The organism is Rhizobium sp. BK602 (genome assembly GCF_014195095.1).
Taxonomy (GTDB): domain Bacteria; phylum Pseudomonadota; class Alphaproteobacteria; order Rhizobiales; family Rhizobiaceae; genus Rhizobium.
Genome location: NZ_JACIBC010000005.1, coordinates 487,038 through 502,063 on the forward strand (window position 1 = coordinate 487,038; position 15,026 = coordinate 502,063).

Sequence of the window (15,026 nt, forward strand, 5' to 3'; positions counted from 1 at the left end):
CAGCCGGCATCTGATCGGGTCGGCGGTCGCCGGGTCGAGAAGATCAAGGCAGATCGACGGAGAGAGCAACCTGCTCTCCTTTCTTTGCCTTGCGATGGGAGATGAACACGCCGGCCACAACGATAATCGCTGCACCGACAATCATCTGGATGTCAGGCATGTCGTTGAAGAAGACGACTCCGAAAATCATGCCCCAGAGCAACAGCGAGTACTGGAACGGTGCAAGCACGTTCACCGGCGCAAGCTTGAGCGAACGGGTCACCACGAGATGTGCCACGGCGCCGATGAAACCGAGAACGAGCATTCCGACCAATTCGCGCGGCGTCGCCGGCTGCCAGTGGAAGATCGCAACTGCGCCCGCCAGCACCAGCGATCCTATCCCCTGGTAGATGCCAAGCGTCGTATCCTTCGTGCCGGCCAGATATCGGTTCAGCACGACGGTGACGGCCGAGGCGATGCCACCCAGGCATGCGAGCAGTGCCGGAGCCGACATCGTGGAGCTGGATGGCCGGAGCGCGATCAGCACACCGGCAAATCCCAGCAGAACCGCACTCCACCGGCGCCATCCGGCCCGCTCGCCAAGAACAAGGCGCGAGGCGACGGTCATGTAAATAGGCCCGGCCATGTAGAAGGTCATGACGTCTGCAAGCGACAGATAGACAACCGCCGCGTAGAACAGGGACGTATCGACGGTGATCAGCGTTGCACGGAGCGCCTGCACAAACGGGACGTTGACGCTTCGAAACGGCTTCTCGTCCTTTATGAAGGCCAGCGGCAGAAGGATCAGAAGACCTCCTACCGCCCTTATCGTCAGGACCTGCGCGACACCGAACGTCGTGACCATGAACTTGGCCACGACATCGTTCACTGCGAACAGGAAATATCCGAGTAGCGTCAGTCCGATGCCCATCGCGAAGGCATGCGGGCTTTCGGGACGTAGGGATTCACGCAGCATGTCGAACGCCTGAACGTAGCTCGCAAGGATGAAGGGGAGTGCCGCCGGCCGGGCCGGCAGCGGTCAATCACGCACCGCAGCCGACGACGGCGGTGGCGGAGATTTCGACCTTCACGTTCGGCACCGGGAATTGCACGACGAGTGCAGCGTTCGTCGGCAGGATATCGCCGAAGATCTCCTTCAGCGTCGGACCGATCGCGGCAAAGACCTCGGCGGAGGTAACGTAGGTCGTAATCTGGACGACATCCTTCAAGGATGCGCCGGCCTTTTCCAGCCAGGGCTCGATGTTGCGGATGACCTGACGAAGCTGTTCGATCGGATCGGTACTGCACTCGCCGGTCTGGAAGTTGATGCCGACGGTGCCGGAGACATAGACCGTGTCGGCGACCTTGACGCAGCGGGAATAGCCATAGGCCTTCTCGAACGAGGAACCGGAAGAAATATTAATGCGCTTGGTCATTGCTCAACCTTTCTTTGCTGAAATGAAGTCGGAACGGTTTCTCACCAGGTATAACCATTGGCGATCCAGCCGCCGTCCACGGGCAGCACGATGCCATGGATCATCGAGGCCTCCGGCGAGGACAGGAATGCCACCGCGGCGGCGACCTCTTCCGGCTCGGCGATCCTGCCAAGCGGCGTCCGGTTGCGAACGCCCTGCATGTTGTACTGACCCTTGTCGATCAGCGCCTGGATCATCGGCGTACGCACTCCGGTCGGCGCGACGGCATTGACGCGGATCCCAAGCGGCCCCCATTCGACGGCAAGCGACTGCATCATGTTGTGGACCGCACCCTTGGACGCGCAATAGGCCGTCCGCTTCGGCGCGCCGACCGAGCCATAGACCGAGCCGATGAAGGTGATGTTTCCACCGCCATTCACGCTCATGTGGCGGGCGGCACTCTGTGCCGGCAGGAAGCTGCCGAGAACATTGACGGACATCATCTTGAGGAAGGCTTCCGCCGAAACGTCGATGGCCGGCTCGACCGTAACGATCCCGGCCGCGGTGACGAGCGTGTCGAGGCCGCCGAATTCGGCGACGGTGCGGCTGACCGCTTCATCGACCTCGGCGGCATTGGTCACGTCGCCTTCGATGACGATGACATCGCCCTTCAGCTTCTCGGCTGCCTCGCTCAGACCGGCGCGATCCATCAAGCAAACTTTTCCGCCCTTGCGGACGAGATATTCTGCGGTCGCGAAACCAATTCCCTGAGCGCCACCGGTTATCAAGCTAATCATTTTTCGTTCCCTCAAAATCAGTTTTCAAGCAGTCTTGCCAAGCGCGATGCTCCGCTCGCGGGCGGCCTTGGTCGCTTCCGCGACAAGGCGGATGGTGCGATCGTTGGCCATCAAGATGTCCAGCGCGGCGGCGGTCGTCCCGCCGGGGCTGGTGACCTGCTCGCGCAGCGTCCCGGGGCCGTCGCTCGCCTCGGCGGCAAGGCGGCCCGCCCCCTTGACGGTCTGCTTCGCGAGAAGAGACGCGTTTTCCGGGGAGAGCCCCAGTGCGATCCCTGCTGCGGTCAGCGCTTCTATGAAATGGAACACATAGGCCGGGCCCGATCCGGAGATTGCAGTGACCGCATCCATCTCCGCTTCGCAATCGAACCACGCGACGGCACCCGATGCCTGCAATAGCGTGGTGACCAGGTCGCGCGCCGTCCGCGTCAAGCCTTCGCGGGCGTAAACCGCCAGCATGCCCTCGCCGATGGCCGCCGGCGTGTTCGGCATGCAGCGGACGATCGCCACGCCCGGCGGCAGGTGCCGCGCCATCCGATCGGTGGTGACCCCGGCGGCGATGGAAAGGAATATCGTTCCACTCGCCGCCAGGCGCGCGCAGTCCTTCAACACGGTCTCGACGAGATTGGGCTTCACGGCGATGACGACAATACCGGGCTGCAGATCCGAGGGGAGTTCCGCCACGGTGGCAACGGCATGGGCGCCCGCAAGAGCGGCGCGCTCGCGCAATGCATCGATCGGCTCCACCACATGGGCGACCAGTCCGGGGGCCTCGCGCAGGAAGCCGCGCAACATCGCATGACCCATGTTGCCACAGCCGATCAGGACAAGTTCGTTCGACATGATCTTTCTCTCAAACCGATCTGATCAACGCGGTGATGATCTCAAGCACAAGTTCCGAGGCCTCCATCTGCGGGACGTGCCCGACATCCTCGAGAAGATGCAGCCCCATGCGGCCCGGCGCACGCAGGACATCTCGCCATTCGAGCACGGCGTCGTTACGGCCCCAGATGATGCGCGTCGGGCATACGATGCGATGCAGCGCCGCCTTGAGATCGAAGCCTTGCGTGCTATCGGCGAACAGCGTCTCGCCCATCAGTGCCTGCGACGCACGGAGAACCGGATCGGTCCTTGCGGCAAAGGCCGCCCTTACGAAGGCCTGATCGATTTTTGACGGGTCGTGAACCATGACTTTCAGCCACGCCTCGAGGCTCTCCGGCTTCGAGGCGCCGGCGATGCCTCTGATGAAATCGCCGTTCACCTTCGGCCCAAGCCCGCCGGGCGCAAGCAGCGACAGGGACGCGATTTGGCGCTCGCGGGTGTCGGCCAGGGCGATCGCCAGAGCGCCGCCGAGCGAATGGCCGATGACATGCGCCTTCTCGAGCCCGAGCGTGTCGAAAGCGGCGCGCACCTCCCGAACGAGGTCGGCAAAGCCGCCGATCCGCCGTTTCGGGGAAGCGCCATGGTTCGGCAGATCGAGCCGATAGACAGGATGCGATTTCCGCAGCTCCCGTTCCAGCGGATACCACGAGAGAGAATCGCTGGCGAAGCCATGGATGAGGAAGATCGGATCGCCCGTCTGCGTGCCGCTCACATGGATCTTGAGCGGACCGGCTTCATCGGCCAGGAACGCCTGTGGCGACGCGATCGGGCTTTGGACGCTTTCCAGCATCCGCGCGACATCGCGCAGCTTGATGCGCCCGGAAGGACTGGTCGCGGAAACACGCGCCAGGTCCAACGAGGCGGCGCGCGCCGCGCGCCGCGCGGCCGGACTTGCGACGATCCGGGAACTTGCCGCCGGCTTTCGGTCCGTATCCGGCGTCCGGGCTGCCAACATCTCTTCAGACGCCGGTTTGACCGATTGTTCGCCGTCATTGCCGTCCTCGTAAGCGATATCGGCCGCATCGGCACCTATAAGGCAAAGAACGGCCGTCGCCGGCACCTCGCTGTTGGCTTCGGCGAACACCGCGCTGACGACGCCATCGCACGGCGCCTCGATCTCGACCGCCGCCTTGGCCGTCTCGATGGTCAGGAGCACATCGCCGGCCGCCACCGTCTGCCCCTTCGAGACCCGCCATTCCAGGATCACGAAGGTTTCCATATATTCGCCGGCGACCGCGCCCGCGCTGATCGGGACTGCCATCTTCGCCTCCCGATCTCTAGGCCAATGTCTTCTTCGCCGCCGCCGCGATCTTCGCGGCATTCGGCAGGACCGCCATTTCGAGCGGCTCCGAATAGGGTATCGCCATATCGGGCATGGCGACGCGCGCGACGGGCGCATCCAGATCGTCGAAGCAATATTCCATGATGGTAGCCGACAGTTCGGAGGCATAGCCGCAGAAGGTCCAGCCCTCGTTGACGACAACGGCATGGTTCGTCTTGGCGACGGATGTACGGATCGCATCGAGATCGAGCGGCCGCAGCGTGCGCAGATCGATGACTTCGGCTTCGATGCCCTCGCGAGCCAGCAGCCCGGCCGCGTTCTCCGCCTCGATGACCATCTTGGACGTGGCGAAGATCGAAACATGGCGCCCTTCGACGACCGTCTTTGCCTTGCCGATCGGAACGAGTTCGTTGGCGTCGTCCGAAACTTCGCCGCGGGTATTATAGAGGAGCTTGTGTTCCAGGAAGATGACCGGCTGGGCATCGCGTATCGCCGACTTCAGCAGGCCCTTCGCATCGGCAGCCGTCGCGGGGGCAACGACCTTGAGGCCCGGGATATGGCAGATCATCGCGTCCAGGCTTTTGGCGTGCTGTGCGCCAGTTCCGACACCGCCACCGCCCTGGGTGCGAAGCACGAATGGAATGTCGACCTGCCCTTCCCAGAGATAGGAGAAGACCGAGGCCTGGTTGACGAGTGCATCGAGGGTCAGCGGCAGGAAGTCGGCATACATGATTTCCAGGATCGGTCTCGTGCCGCTCATGGCCGCGGTCACCGCCATGGCGGTCAGAGCCTGCTCGGAGATCGGTGTGTCCCGCACGCGAGCGTCGCCGAACTCCTCGCGCAGCCCCTTCGAGACCTTGAACACACCGCCATATCGACCGAGGTCCTCACCGAAGAGGAAGACGCTCGGATCACGCCGCATCTCTTCTTTCAGGGCGGCATTCAACGCCTCCGCATAGCGCATCACCGTCATTGCACAGTCTCCGAATAGGCGGCCGAGGCAGCATGAATTTCAAACGTTGGGAACGGGTCGGAGAGCGCCGTCTCAAAGGCCCTGGCAACTTCGGATCGCGCGGACGCGTCGATGGCCTGAACCGCTTCCGCGCCGATGAGCGCCGCCAGCTTCTCAGCGGACAGCTTGATCGGATCCCGGTCCAACCACGGCTGGACCTCCTCCTCGGACTGGTAGCCTCCCATATCGGACGTCGAGAAGCCCTTCACGCGATAGGTCTTGGCTTCGATCAGCGTCGGCCCCTCGCCGCGGCGCGCGCGTTCGGCGGCGGCAGCGACCGAGCGGTAGACGGCCTCGGCATCGTTGCCATCGACAATCTCGCCCGGCATGCCGTAGCCGGCCGCGCGAATGCTGAGATCCTGCACAGGCGACTGAACCTCCTGGCGCACCGTCAGACCGTATTGATTGTTTTCCAGCAGGAAAATGACGGGAAGTTTCCAGAGGCCGGCCATGTTCATGGCCTCATGACAAATGCCGGTCTGAGCGGCGCCATCGCCGAAGACGACCATGGCGACGCGATCCTGCTTGAGAAGCTGGATCGATAGTGCCATGCCGGTCGCCGCCGGAATGCCGGCACCGACGATCGCATTGCCGCCAAGCATGCCGGTCGTCACATCGCCGAGCAGCATGTGGCCGCCGCGTCCCTTGCAGTAGCCGGTTTCGCGGCCGAAGATTTCCGCGATGATGCCGCGTGTCGTCAGGCCCTTGCCGACATAGACATGATGACCACGATGCGTGGTGCAGACATAATCGTCCGCACGCAAGGCGGCACAGGCGGCAACACCGACGGCTTCCTGACCATCGCAGCGATGGATGGGACCGCGGGTCTTCCCCTCCTTGGCATAAGCACCAAGCACTTCCTCGAGCTCGCGTGTCACCACCATCTTACGGTGGATTTCCTTAAGTTCGTCCGTGGACGGCGCATTCCTCATCAACATGAATCCCCACAAAACCATTTTGTTATAACAAGTATCATATGTAAAACGATCCGCAATTTCTTTTTTTGTATCTCGAACACAGGAAGCGAGAGATTCCGTCGAGAAATCTATTAAAGTCATTATAAATCAACATGATAAAAAATTTATTCTTGCTGAACGGAATCCGTCTGGACAAAAATCAAAACTCAGCTCCATTATATATCATATAACAAAATTGACCGAGAACGGTCCGTTTTAAGCTCACAACAAAGGGGAATGACATGTCCATCAAGCTGACAATTGTAACCGCATTGGCCTCGATGGCCTTGCTTGCGGCCGCGCCGGCCCATGCCGAATACGGCGATACGCTGAAGAAGGTGAAAGCCCGAGGGTCGCTTTCCTGCACCGGCCACAACGGCTCCTACATGGGCATGGCCGAAGTCGATGACAAAGGAAATTGGAAGGGCTTCGACATAGACATGTGCCGCGCGATCTCGACCGCGATCTTCGGCAACTGGCAGGGACACCTCGACATCAAGCCGACCAGTTGGGCGCAGCGTTGGCCTTCCCTGCAGTCGGGCGAGATCGACATGGTCATCAAGTCGTCCGGCTGGACCTTCAGCCGCGATACCGAAATTCACGGCCAGTTCGCGATGCCGTATATGATGGCGTCGATCCACTACATGGTCCGTAAGGACTCCGGCATCAAGACCGCCAAGGAACTCGACGGCGGCACGCTTTGCCTGCCGACCGGCACGACGATGGAACGCTATGTTGTCGACCACGAAGCGGCGAACGGCTACAAGATCAAGGTCATTCCGTTCGAGAAGACCGAAGAGTCGAATGCGGCATTCCTCGCCGGCCGCTGCGACGCCATGATGGAATGGGATCTTCAGCTGGGCGTCGTTCGCGCGACGGAAGCCAAGAACGCCGATGACTATGTCATCCTCCCCGACGTTCTTTCCGCCGAACCGGTCGGCATCGTCATGCGCCAGGGCGACGACAACTGGGTCGATATCGCCAATTGGGTCGAAACCGCCCTGCTGCTCGCCGAGCAGAATGGCGTCACAAGCGCCAATGTCGACAAGATGAAGGCTGCACCGCCGAGCCCAGCGATCGCCAAGCTCTTGGGTGCCGCGCCCGGCATGGGCGCGCCGCTCGGCCTAGACGACAACTGGGCCTACAACGTCATCAAGACGGTCGGCAACTCTTCGGAAATGTGGGATCGCAATATCGGTAAGGATTCCCCGTACAAAGTCGCACGCGGCGTCAACGCTCTCGTGAGGGATGGCGGCATCCTCTATCCGCTGGTCCTCGACTGATACGTCCTCCCGCGTGACCGCCGGCGCCATGCTGCTGGCGGTCACCCTCCACTGTGGAGCGGCACGAAATGCACTTGTTGAAGAACAGAAAAAGCCGAAGCACGTTCATTCAGATCGTCTTTGCCGTCGTTGTCGTCCTCGTTGTCGTCGGCGCGATCGCCGAAGCCAATTACAGGATGACCCAGTTGGGGATGATCAGCGGCTTCGCGTTTCTGTCCAAGTCGACCGGCTTCCAGATCGGCTTTTCGCTCGTCCCGTTCGATCCGTTCGATAGCTACATGAGGATGATCTGGGTCGGCATCCTCAATTCATTGTTCCTCGGCGCAATCATCATCCTCTTTGCAAACGTCGCGGGACTGGTGATCGCCGTTTTCAGAATTTCTTCCAACGGTGTCCTGAACGCTATCGGAACACTGTACCTGGAGACCTTCCGCAACATTCCGCTGATATTGCAGGCGCTCTGCTGGTATGCGGCGCTGACGAACATGCCTCCGCCGAAGATGGCTTATTCGTTTCTTGACAGCGTGTTCATCTCGGCACGCGGCATATTCGTCCCCAGCTTCAACATCGACGGTCAATGGCTGGCCGTGGTGGCTGCGGTGCTGGTCGTCGGAATTCTGGCATGCGCCTGGGTGTCGACCGCACGGCGCTTCAAGCGGGTAAAGCGGCGCGGGCTGCTGCTCGGCGCAATCGCGGCACTGACGATGATCGCATGCGCGGCCATCGTCTCCTGGGCTCGGCTCCCGGACGCGCCTTTCATTTCCATCCCGCATCTTCAGGGTCTCAATTTTCGTGGCGGCATCAACGTCCCGCCGGAACTGGGGGCCTTGGCGCTGGCCGCCGGCATCTACGGCAGCGCCTATATCGCCGAGATTATCCGCGCCGGTTTCCTGTCCGTCGGTCACGGGCAGGTCGAGGCGGCCAAAGCCCTTGGACTGACCCCGTGGCAGGTATTTTCGCGGGTGCATCTGCCGCTGGCATTTCGCGCCGTCCTGCCAACGCTCATCAACCAATATGTTTGGCTGTTCAAGGCGACAACGGTCGGTATTGCGGTCGGCTTCGCCGATTTCTTCTCCGTCATCTCGGTCTCGATCAACCAGAGTGGTCAGACTTTGGAGTTGATCGGCATTCTGATGGCCGGGTTCCTGATCATCAACAACACGCTCGCCTTCGTCCTCAACAGGGTCAACAAGGCGATCGCGCTCAAAGGCAACCAGCTTCGAACCTGAGGAAGATGCGATGAACGCCTCATCACCAGCAATTACCGCCTCCCGGCCGGTGGATGGGCTATGGAGCCGAATTCGCAAGCGGTATTTCAAGACGCCGTTGAATGTCATCATATCGCTTGTCGGCGCGGCATTTCTGCTCACCATCGCCTATCATGTTCTCGGCTGGGCCGTCGTGAAGGCCGTCTGGATCTCGCCCGACGGCACATCCCAGGTCTGCCGCAACATCGAAGGCGCTTGCTGGGCCGTCATCCAGCAACGCTGGCGCATCATCATCTTCGGCCTCTTCCCCTATGATGAACAATGGAGATCCAGCCTTGCCTGCTTCGTCATGGTGGCGACGATGTTCCTATCGTGTGTTCCATGGTTCTGGAAGCCGCTGCGCCTATCAATCCTTTGGTGCGGAGGTTTTACGGTCTTCTATCTTCTCATGCGCGGGGGCTTCCTTGGCATGTCCGAGGTCCAGCCAGCCCAGTGGGGCGGTCTCACGCTGACCGTCTTCCTCTACGCCGCCGGCGTGCTTATCGGCATGCCGATGGCGATATCGCTCGCGCTGCTGCGCAGGTCCGAGCTTCCTCTCATCGCCAGGGCGAGCGGCATCCTGATTGATAGCGTTCGTTCGCTCCCTCTCGTCAGCATTCTCTTCACGGCGGCGCTGGTCTTTCCGTTCCTGCTGCCGGATTGGCTGCAGGGCGACAAGATCTGGCGTGTCATCATCGGCTTCGCCTTGTTCTTCGCCGCCTATCAGGCCGAAATTCTGCGAAGCGGGATACAGTCTCTGCCCGGCGGGCAGGAAGAAGCCGCCAAAGCGCTGGGATTGACTTATTGGCAGAGAACGAGCCGGATCATTCTGCCCCAGGCCTTTCGCCGAGCCTTGCCGCCGACCATCAATCAGTTGGTCATCACCTTCAAGGAAACCTCGCTGATCGTCATCATCGGCTTCTTCGAAATCCTGGCATCGGGACATGCCGCCTACGGCACGGGCGAATGGGCGTTTGCCTATTTCGAAGTCTATGTCTTCGTCGGCCTCATCTATTTCATCTTCGTTTTCAGCCTCTCCCGCTATGGCGCCTATCTTGAACGCCGGCTGAACTTCGGACCTCACTGAAGAAAGAAAATATCATGGGCACGGCTGCCATCAGCATTTCGAGCGTCAACAAATTCTACGGTCACTTTCAGGTCCTCAAGAATATCGACCTGAACGTCAAGGCCGGAGAACGTATCGTCATCTGCGGCCCATCGGGCTCCGGAAAATCAACGCTGATCCGCTGCATCAACCGGCTTGAGGAGCATCAGCAGGGCACGATCAACGTCCTCGGCACGGAACTCAACGACGAGATCGCCAATATCGACCACATCCGCCGGGATGTCGGCATGGTATTCCAGCACTTCAACCTGTTTCCTCACCTGACGGTGCTGGAAAACTGTACGCTCGCCCCGACCCTGGCGCGCAAGGTGCCGCTGGCGGAAGCCGAGGCGGCTGCCATGGCCTACCTGAAGCGTGTGCGGATCCCCGAGCAGGCCGGCAAGTTTCCGGGGCAGCTCTCGGGTGGGCAGCAGCAGCGCGTGGCAATCGCGCGGGCGCTTTGCATGAAGCCGAAGATTCTTCTTTTCGATGAGCCCACATCGGCACTCGACCCCGAAATGATCAAGGAGGTTCTCGATGTCATGGTCGAGCTTGCCGACGACGGCATGACGATGTTGTGCGTCACCCACGAAATGGGTTTTGCCCGCCGGGTCGCCGATCGCGTCATCTTCATGGACAAGGGAGAGATCGTCGAGGAAGGGCGACCCATCGAGTTGTTCGACAATCCGAGGAATGAAAGGACTCGCACGTTCCTGAGCCAGGTCCTGTCGCACTAGCGATCCGGAGGATCGCCATACCATGTTTTCCACGCTTCTATGCAAGCTGGTGTCCACTACTGTATAGCGTTGTTGCATCAAGTAGCACATGAATCTCACGAACACGCATCGAGTAAAACAGCACTGCCATGATCAGAAACGAACCGACTTCCGCCTCCTTATACGGAATCGACCTGGCACCGCTGGGCCGCAGCGAAACGCTTGGGCAGCAGGTAAAGACACAGCTAAGCAGTGCGATCATGGCCGGCCGCTTCAAGCCCGGCCAGAAGCTGACCATCCGCGCTGTCGCGGCGGCACTGGACGTAAGCCTGACGCCCGTGCGCGAAGCCCTCTACAACCTTGCCGCGGAGGGCATCCTGGAAATGAGGCCTAACGGCTCGGTCTATGTCCCGACCCTGACCTCGGAGCGCATCGTCGAACTCACCAAGATCCGTACCGCCCTCGAAGCCCTTGCTGCCCGGGAAGCGGCCATGCGTATCACGGACCGCGAGATTGCCAACATCTGCCAAATAAACGACCGGATGATGGAAGCGAATGACAAGAAGGATTTCCCTCGCGTCATCGAGCTCAACTGGGAGTTCCATTTCGCGATCTATCGCGCGAGCGGCATGAACGAACTCGTTCGGATGATCGAAAAGCGCTGGATGATGAACGGTTCCTACATGAACGTCATCTATCCGCGCTTCGGTCAGGTCGAACAGGGGCTGGCCAATCACCAGACAATCGTGCGCGCGCTTCATTCGCGCGATCCCGAACGGCTCTCGAGTGCCATCGTCATCGACATCAACTTTGCTGCCGACACACTTCTCGACATGATCAAGGAGCTTTCGGCCAAGCCGCAAAAGGCTGCGCGCTAATCTTCACTCACACGCCCGAACGCCAATGCCTTGAAAGGCCGATCCTTACGACATTTTTTGTTATAACAAATAACTTATCGCCGCTTATTGGCGCATCGCCTGCTCATCGGTGTCCAGACCACAGAGAATAACCAAACTCAGCCGGTATTCACCGGCAAACGATCAAGAAAGGCGCGTTATGTGCAATTCAGCGGACCATACCTATCCGAACTATACCGTGATTGCTCTGGAGGACTGCCTCCCCATGGCTCAGGGCTTCCAAAAGGATGGCAAGAAATGGCATTCTCACGTGCTGTCGCCCGGCTGCCGTTTCAACCCCTATCCCGATCAATATGCCGCCGTCGTCGAGGATGACGAGGCACATATAGCCTACATCGCCGTTTCCGATGGTTTCCCCGCAGTCGACAAACAACTCGTCAAGATGCTGCACGGCGACGACATTCTGGACGGCGGACATCCTTCGAGCGCCGAAAGCGAGCTGGGCGATCAGTCTCCCCTTTTGCGCCGCCTGATCGAGATAGACGAACTGGGCCAGCCTTGGCACCACCACATGAACTTTCCCGATTGCGCTCTCAATCCACACCGCGGGCATTGGGCAATCACCGTCGAGACCACGGACGAGCAGTTTGCGGAAAGCTATGAGGACGAACCCCGCGACATCCTGCGTGCAATCGAGGTACGCTATTTCGCCAACCTGAACAGACACATCGCTGCAGCCAACTAAAGATTTGCCGCGGTAGTGGTTGTTGGTCAGGCCAAAGGTTGAGCATGGTCTCGCAAGATATTCTGCAGGTCCGGCAGACCGGACAGCGACGTATTGGTGTTGTCCGTATCGCGGCGGATCGTGCCGATATCCTGCGTCTGGTGGGCAGGATCGGTGATGGTGATCGGGATGTTGCCGCCAATGGCCGAAAGCGCCTGACCACTCTTGTTCTCACTGGCCTTCACAGGTGGCGTCGGCATAATGCCGCTGGTACCAATCGAGCCGCCAAAAGTCTCCGCCTTCTAGGTCGAATGCGTATCGATAGACCGTCAGGGTACCGGTGGAGAAGCTGTTACGACCTTCACCAGCCTCACTGGTGATCAAGCCGCCGACCAGTGAAGTATGGCCACTCACATCAATGGATAAGCCGCTCGCTCCGGCATGAATACCTGACTGCTCGGTGACAAGGGCCGCATCGCCCTTGGCCTTCTAAGTGACCCCGGAGACGCTGGTTGAGCCAAAGCCGGTCGACGCCGACAGGCTAAGCTGGTCAGCCTTGGCCTTGGCGGTGTCGACCTGGCTTTCGATCGTCAGGTTCTTGACGTCAGCGGTGACCGAGTTGCCAGTAACGGTCGGGCCACGCAACGCCAGATCGTTGGTAACGATGGTGATGTCACCGGTTCCGTTGACATTTGTATTGGTGCGGCTAAGGCTTTCCGTGTCGCGCTGCCCTTACCGTAGGAGCCGCTCACGCCGACGCTAGTCTCGCACTTGGTCGACGCCGTGGAGCAACCAAGGTTGACGCCAATACCGGCGCTCCAGGACGTGTTCGTGCTCGTCGTATCCGACGTGCCGGTAGCGGCGTTGAGGTTGATGTCGCCGAACTATAGGGCAAAGCCAAATAGGTTGTATGTTCTTACTTGAATGCACTGTCACCGTAATTCCGTGCTGCCGGCAAAGATCAGCGGCTTTCGCGCCTGCCTCCTGCTCCTTCAGCACCCCAATAATCTGCTCTTCTGTAAATCTCTGCTTCTTCATGCGTCCGTCCTTCAATAGGCCGGACTCTAATCCAATCTGGAGGAAATTACCTGTGGCAGGTCAATAGTGTACTAATTTCTTGCTGCGACGGCCTTGGTTTTGTCGTAAGGCGCTGCGGGCCACAGGGCGAACCAAATTGGGTGTGTGTCCTATTTGAGTGCACTGTCACCGTAATTCGACCTGGCTCGATACGGCGAGCGTCACACCGGCGAAGCTCTTCTCGTGCGCTTCCTGATAATTGGTGATGTCGTTGGCCGACAGCAGATTGACGTTGTTGCCGGCGAACAGGCTGACGTCGCGCTCGGCCGAAGCGCTGGTCGCCTACAGATTGACGTCATGACCGGCCGAGATGTTGAGATCGCGCCCGGCCGAAAGGACCGGAAATCCGGTGATAGTGCAGCAATTTTTCGCTGTGACGGCCTTGGTTCTGCAGACGGGGCGAGACCGGCCACAGGGTAAGCTAAATAGGGCGCGCGCTCTTATTCATGTGCACTGTCACCGTAATTCACTGTCACCGTAATTCGTGGAGCAAAGCCAACCCGTGTCTCAAAATCTGGAACACGTGTTCCAAACACCGCCTCTCGAGCAACGGCAACAATCATCAAAGCTTCTCGGTGTGTAATAACGACAGAAATTTCTTCATCATTATTTTCGAGCAGCCTCATAGTGTATCTTCATTGATATGGCGTCGTCTGTTGAGGTCTCCAACAACACTTTCAGTATCATCCTCCGATATAGGCTGCCCCCTCATTTGTATCGTATGCACCCTCCCATTCACCAGGATTATCCCAGCTCACCGAAGGCTATCGTGCCAGCCAGACGATCATCCGAAGGTCTGGGCGAGCGTGAGCTCATGGTCCAATGACGTGTGGTTAGCTTGATTGTTCCTCCTGATTGATTTCCCAAATGAAATGCCATGTAGAGAAAACCTAACGATTCATCAGTTCGCTAGATGAAATTCGGGCGCGGTACGTTTGGCATGTTGTCGTAGGCTTTGAGTATGGTTTCCAACGGAGTGAGTGTCTGGTTCCGGTCCCAATAGACGATCTTAAGCCATGTGGCCGCGCGCATATATTGGCCGCTTCCCAACCAGGTTCCCTCAAGATTGGCCTGTAGCATTCGGCGGCCAGCCTCGAACAACTCCTCTTCCTCGAACTGCTGGCGGGCATAGTGCAAGCAAATGGCATAGCCGAGGTCGCGCGGCTTCAGCAGCTTTTTAAGCGATAACGGCTTGTTGCCGAGCCAGTGCTCATACATATCTATACCGGCCTCGACAGTTTCCGGCTCTTCAAAGTTCTGGCAGGCAAAGGCCATGTAGTCGTCAAGGCCGTAGTTCACGACTTCGTTTCGCGGCCAAGGCCGACCTGGAAACCTCCATCTGGCCTCTTCGAAGACCCGGGCGTTGTCCCAATGAGTTTCGTCGCCGCATCCATCTTCAAGCCATGTTCCGATGGCTCTGGCCCAATTTAATTTTGCGAGGTGGGCATTGGGATCAGGGCCAAATTTCTCGCCCCCAGCGTCGAGCACCTGGTCGAGCCAGCGGTTCGCACGATGGATTGCGGGTTCTATTTCTTTATTGTAAAGCACCAGCCATGCGGCAATGACTCTCGCGATATTGTTCGCTGCAAAATTGCCCATCGGCTTTGTAGGGTCGAATTCGGTCCGAAGTACGTACTCAACGGCACCGTCCATCGTCTCGCGCTCTCGAATGGGGTTAAAAGCACTCAAAACTGACT

General features: G+C 59.3%; 18 protein-coding genes and 1 pseudogene. 6 read left to right on the forward strand and 13 right to left on the reverse strand.

The annotated features are described in order from the left end of the window. Positions 1 to 43: 43 nt before the first annotated feature. The 7 genes from FHX11_RS18830 to FHX11_RS18860 form a co-directional block, all read right to left on the reverse strand. On the reverse strand, positions 44 to 910 hold the full coding sequence (locus FHX11_RS18830; RefSeq protein ID WP_246781073.1) for a DMT family transporter: 867 nt from the start codon (positions 908 to 910) through the stop codon (positions 44 to 46). A gap of 112 nt (positions 911 to 1,022) precedes the next feature. Then, complete coding sequence (locus tag FHX11_RS18835) at positions 1,023 to 1,415, reverse strand: Rid family hydrolase (protein WP_184359309.1); 393 nt, start codon at positions 1,413 to 1,415, stop codon at positions 1,023 to 1,025. 41 nt (positions 1,416 to 1,456) lie between these two features. Next, entirely contained in the window at positions 1,457 to 2,191 is a 735-nt protein-coding gene (locus FHX11_RS18840) for an SDR family oxidoreductase (protein WP_184359311.1), read from the reverse strand. A 24-nt stretch (positions 2,192 to 2,215) separates the two neighbouring features. Continuing rightward, entirely contained in the window at positions 2,216 to 3,031 is an 816-nt protein-coding gene (gene proC, locus FHX11_RS18845; RefSeq protein ID WP_184359313.1) for a pyrroline-5-carboxylate reductase, read from the reverse strand. Positions 3,032 to 3,041: 10 nt separating this feature from the next. After that, positions 3,042 to 4,331 carry an alpha/beta fold hydrolase gene (locus FHX11_RS18850; protein WP_184359314.1) on the reverse strand — a complete coding sequence of 430 codons (1,290 nt, stop codon included), beginning with the start codon at positions 4,329 to 4,331 and terminating at the stop codon, positions 3,042 to 3,044. A gap of 16 nt (positions 4,332 to 4,347) precedes the next feature. Further along, a complete protein-coding gene (locus tag FHX11_RS18855) occupies positions 4,348 to 5,325 on the reverse strand; it encodes an alpha-ketoacid dehydrogenase subunit beta (protein ID WP_184359316.1) in 978 nt (325 codons plus the stop codon). After that, a complete protein-coding gene (locus tag FHX11_RS18860) occupies positions 5,322 to 6,296 on the reverse strand; it encodes a thiamine pyrophosphate-dependent dehydrogenase E1 component subunit alpha (protein WP_210292508.1) in 975 nt (324 codons plus the stop codon). The genes FHX11_RS18855 and FHX11_RS18860 overlap by 4 nt, the downstream gene beginning before the upstream one ends. A 266-nt stretch (positions 6,297 to 6,562) precedes the next feature. Between FHX11_RS18860 and FHX11_RS18865 the strand changes: the two genes are divergently transcribed. From FHX11_RS18865 to FHX11_RS18890, 6 genes are all read left to right on the forward strand, one after another. Then, entirely contained in the window at positions 6,563 to 7,603 is a 1,041-nt protein-coding gene (locus FHX11_RS18865; RefSeq protein WP_184359320.1) for a transporter substrate-binding domain-containing protein, read from the forward strand. Between the two features lie 68 nt (positions 7,604 to 7,671). Then, on the forward strand, positions 7,672 to 8,832 hold the full coding sequence (locus tag FHX11_RS18870) for an ABC transporter permease subunit (protein WP_184359322.1): 1,161 nt from the start codon (positions 7,672 to 7,674) through the stop codon (positions 8,830 to 8,832). Positions 8,833 to 8,842: 10 nt separating this feature from the next. Further along, positions 8,843 to 9,937 carry an amino acid ABC transporter permease gene (locus FHX11_RS18875; RefSeq protein ID WP_184359324.1) on the forward strand — a complete coding sequence of 365 codons (1,095 nt, stop codon included), beginning with the start codon at positions 8,843 to 8,845 and terminating at the stop codon, positions 9,935 to 9,937. Positions 9,938 to 9,951: 14 nt separating this feature from the next. After that, positions 9,952 to 10,692 (forward strand): amino acid ABC transporter ATP-binding protein, encoded by a 741-nt coding sequence (locus FHX11_RS18880; protein WP_184359326.1) that lies wholly within the window; start codon positions 9,952 to 9,954, stop codon positions 10,690 to 10,692. 128 nt (positions 10,693 to 10,820) lie between these two features. Continuing rightward, positions 10,821 to 11,549, forward strand: a complete 729-nt coding sequence (locus FHX11_RS18885) for a GntR family transcriptional regulator (protein WP_281411609.1) — start codon at positions 10,821 to 10,823, stop codon at positions 11,547 to 11,549. A 217-nt stretch (positions 11,550 to 11,766) separates the two neighbouring features. Next, entirely contained in the window at positions 11,767 to 12,273 is a 507-nt protein-coding gene (locus tag FHX11_RS18890) for a hypothetical protein (protein WP_184359330.1), read from the forward strand. A gap of 26 nt (positions 12,274 to 12,299) precedes the next feature. Here FHX11_RS18890 and FHX11_RS29960 read toward each other — a convergent pair whose 3' ends face one another. The 6 genes and pseudogenes from FHX11_RS29960 to FHX11_RS18910 all read right to left on the reverse strand — a co-directional run bounded on the left by FHX11_RS29960 (position 12,300) and on the right by FHX11_RS18910 (position 15,018). After that, on the reverse strand, positions 12,300 to 12,512 hold the full coding sequence (locus FHX11_RS29960; RefSeq protein ID WP_246781074.1) for a hypothetical protein: 213 nt from the start codon (positions 12,510 to 12,512) through the stop codon (positions 12,300 to 12,302). Positions 12,513 to 12,741: 229 nt separating this feature from the next. Beyond that, on the reverse strand, positions 12,742 to 12,924 hold the full coding sequence (locus FHX11_RS29965) for a hemagglutinin repeat-containing protein (protein ID WP_348649722.1): 183 nt from the start codon (positions 12,922 to 12,924) through the stop codon (positions 12,742 to 12,744). Then, positions 12,843 to 13,127, reverse strand: coding sequence for a hemagglutinin repeat-containing protein (locus FHX11_RS29970; protein WP_348649723.1), 285 nt, complete (start codon positions 13,125 to 13,127; stop codon positions 12,843 to 12,845). The genes FHX11_RS29965 and FHX11_RS29970 overlap by 82 nt, the downstream gene beginning before the upstream one ends. A 61-nt stretch (positions 13,128 to 13,188) precedes the next feature. Next, a pseudogene (locus FHX11_RS18900) lies at positions 13,189 to 13,290 on the reverse strand (transposase); the annotation flags it as partial. A 479-nt stretch (positions 13,291 to 13,769) separates the two neighbouring features. Further along, positions 13,770 to 13,955 carry a hypothetical protein gene (locus FHX11_RS18905; protein ID WP_184359332.1) on the reverse strand — a complete coding sequence of 62 codons (186 nt, stop codon included), beginning with the start codon at positions 13,953 to 13,955 and terminating at the stop codon, positions 13,770 to 13,772. Between the two features lie 283 nt (positions 13,956 to 14,238). After that, complete coding sequence (locus tag FHX11_RS18910; protein ID WP_210292509.1) at positions 14,239 to 15,018, reverse strand: hypothetical protein; 780 nt, start codon at positions 15,016 to 15,018, stop codon at positions 14,239 to 14,241. Positions 15,019 to 15,026 lie beyond the last annotated feature (8 nt).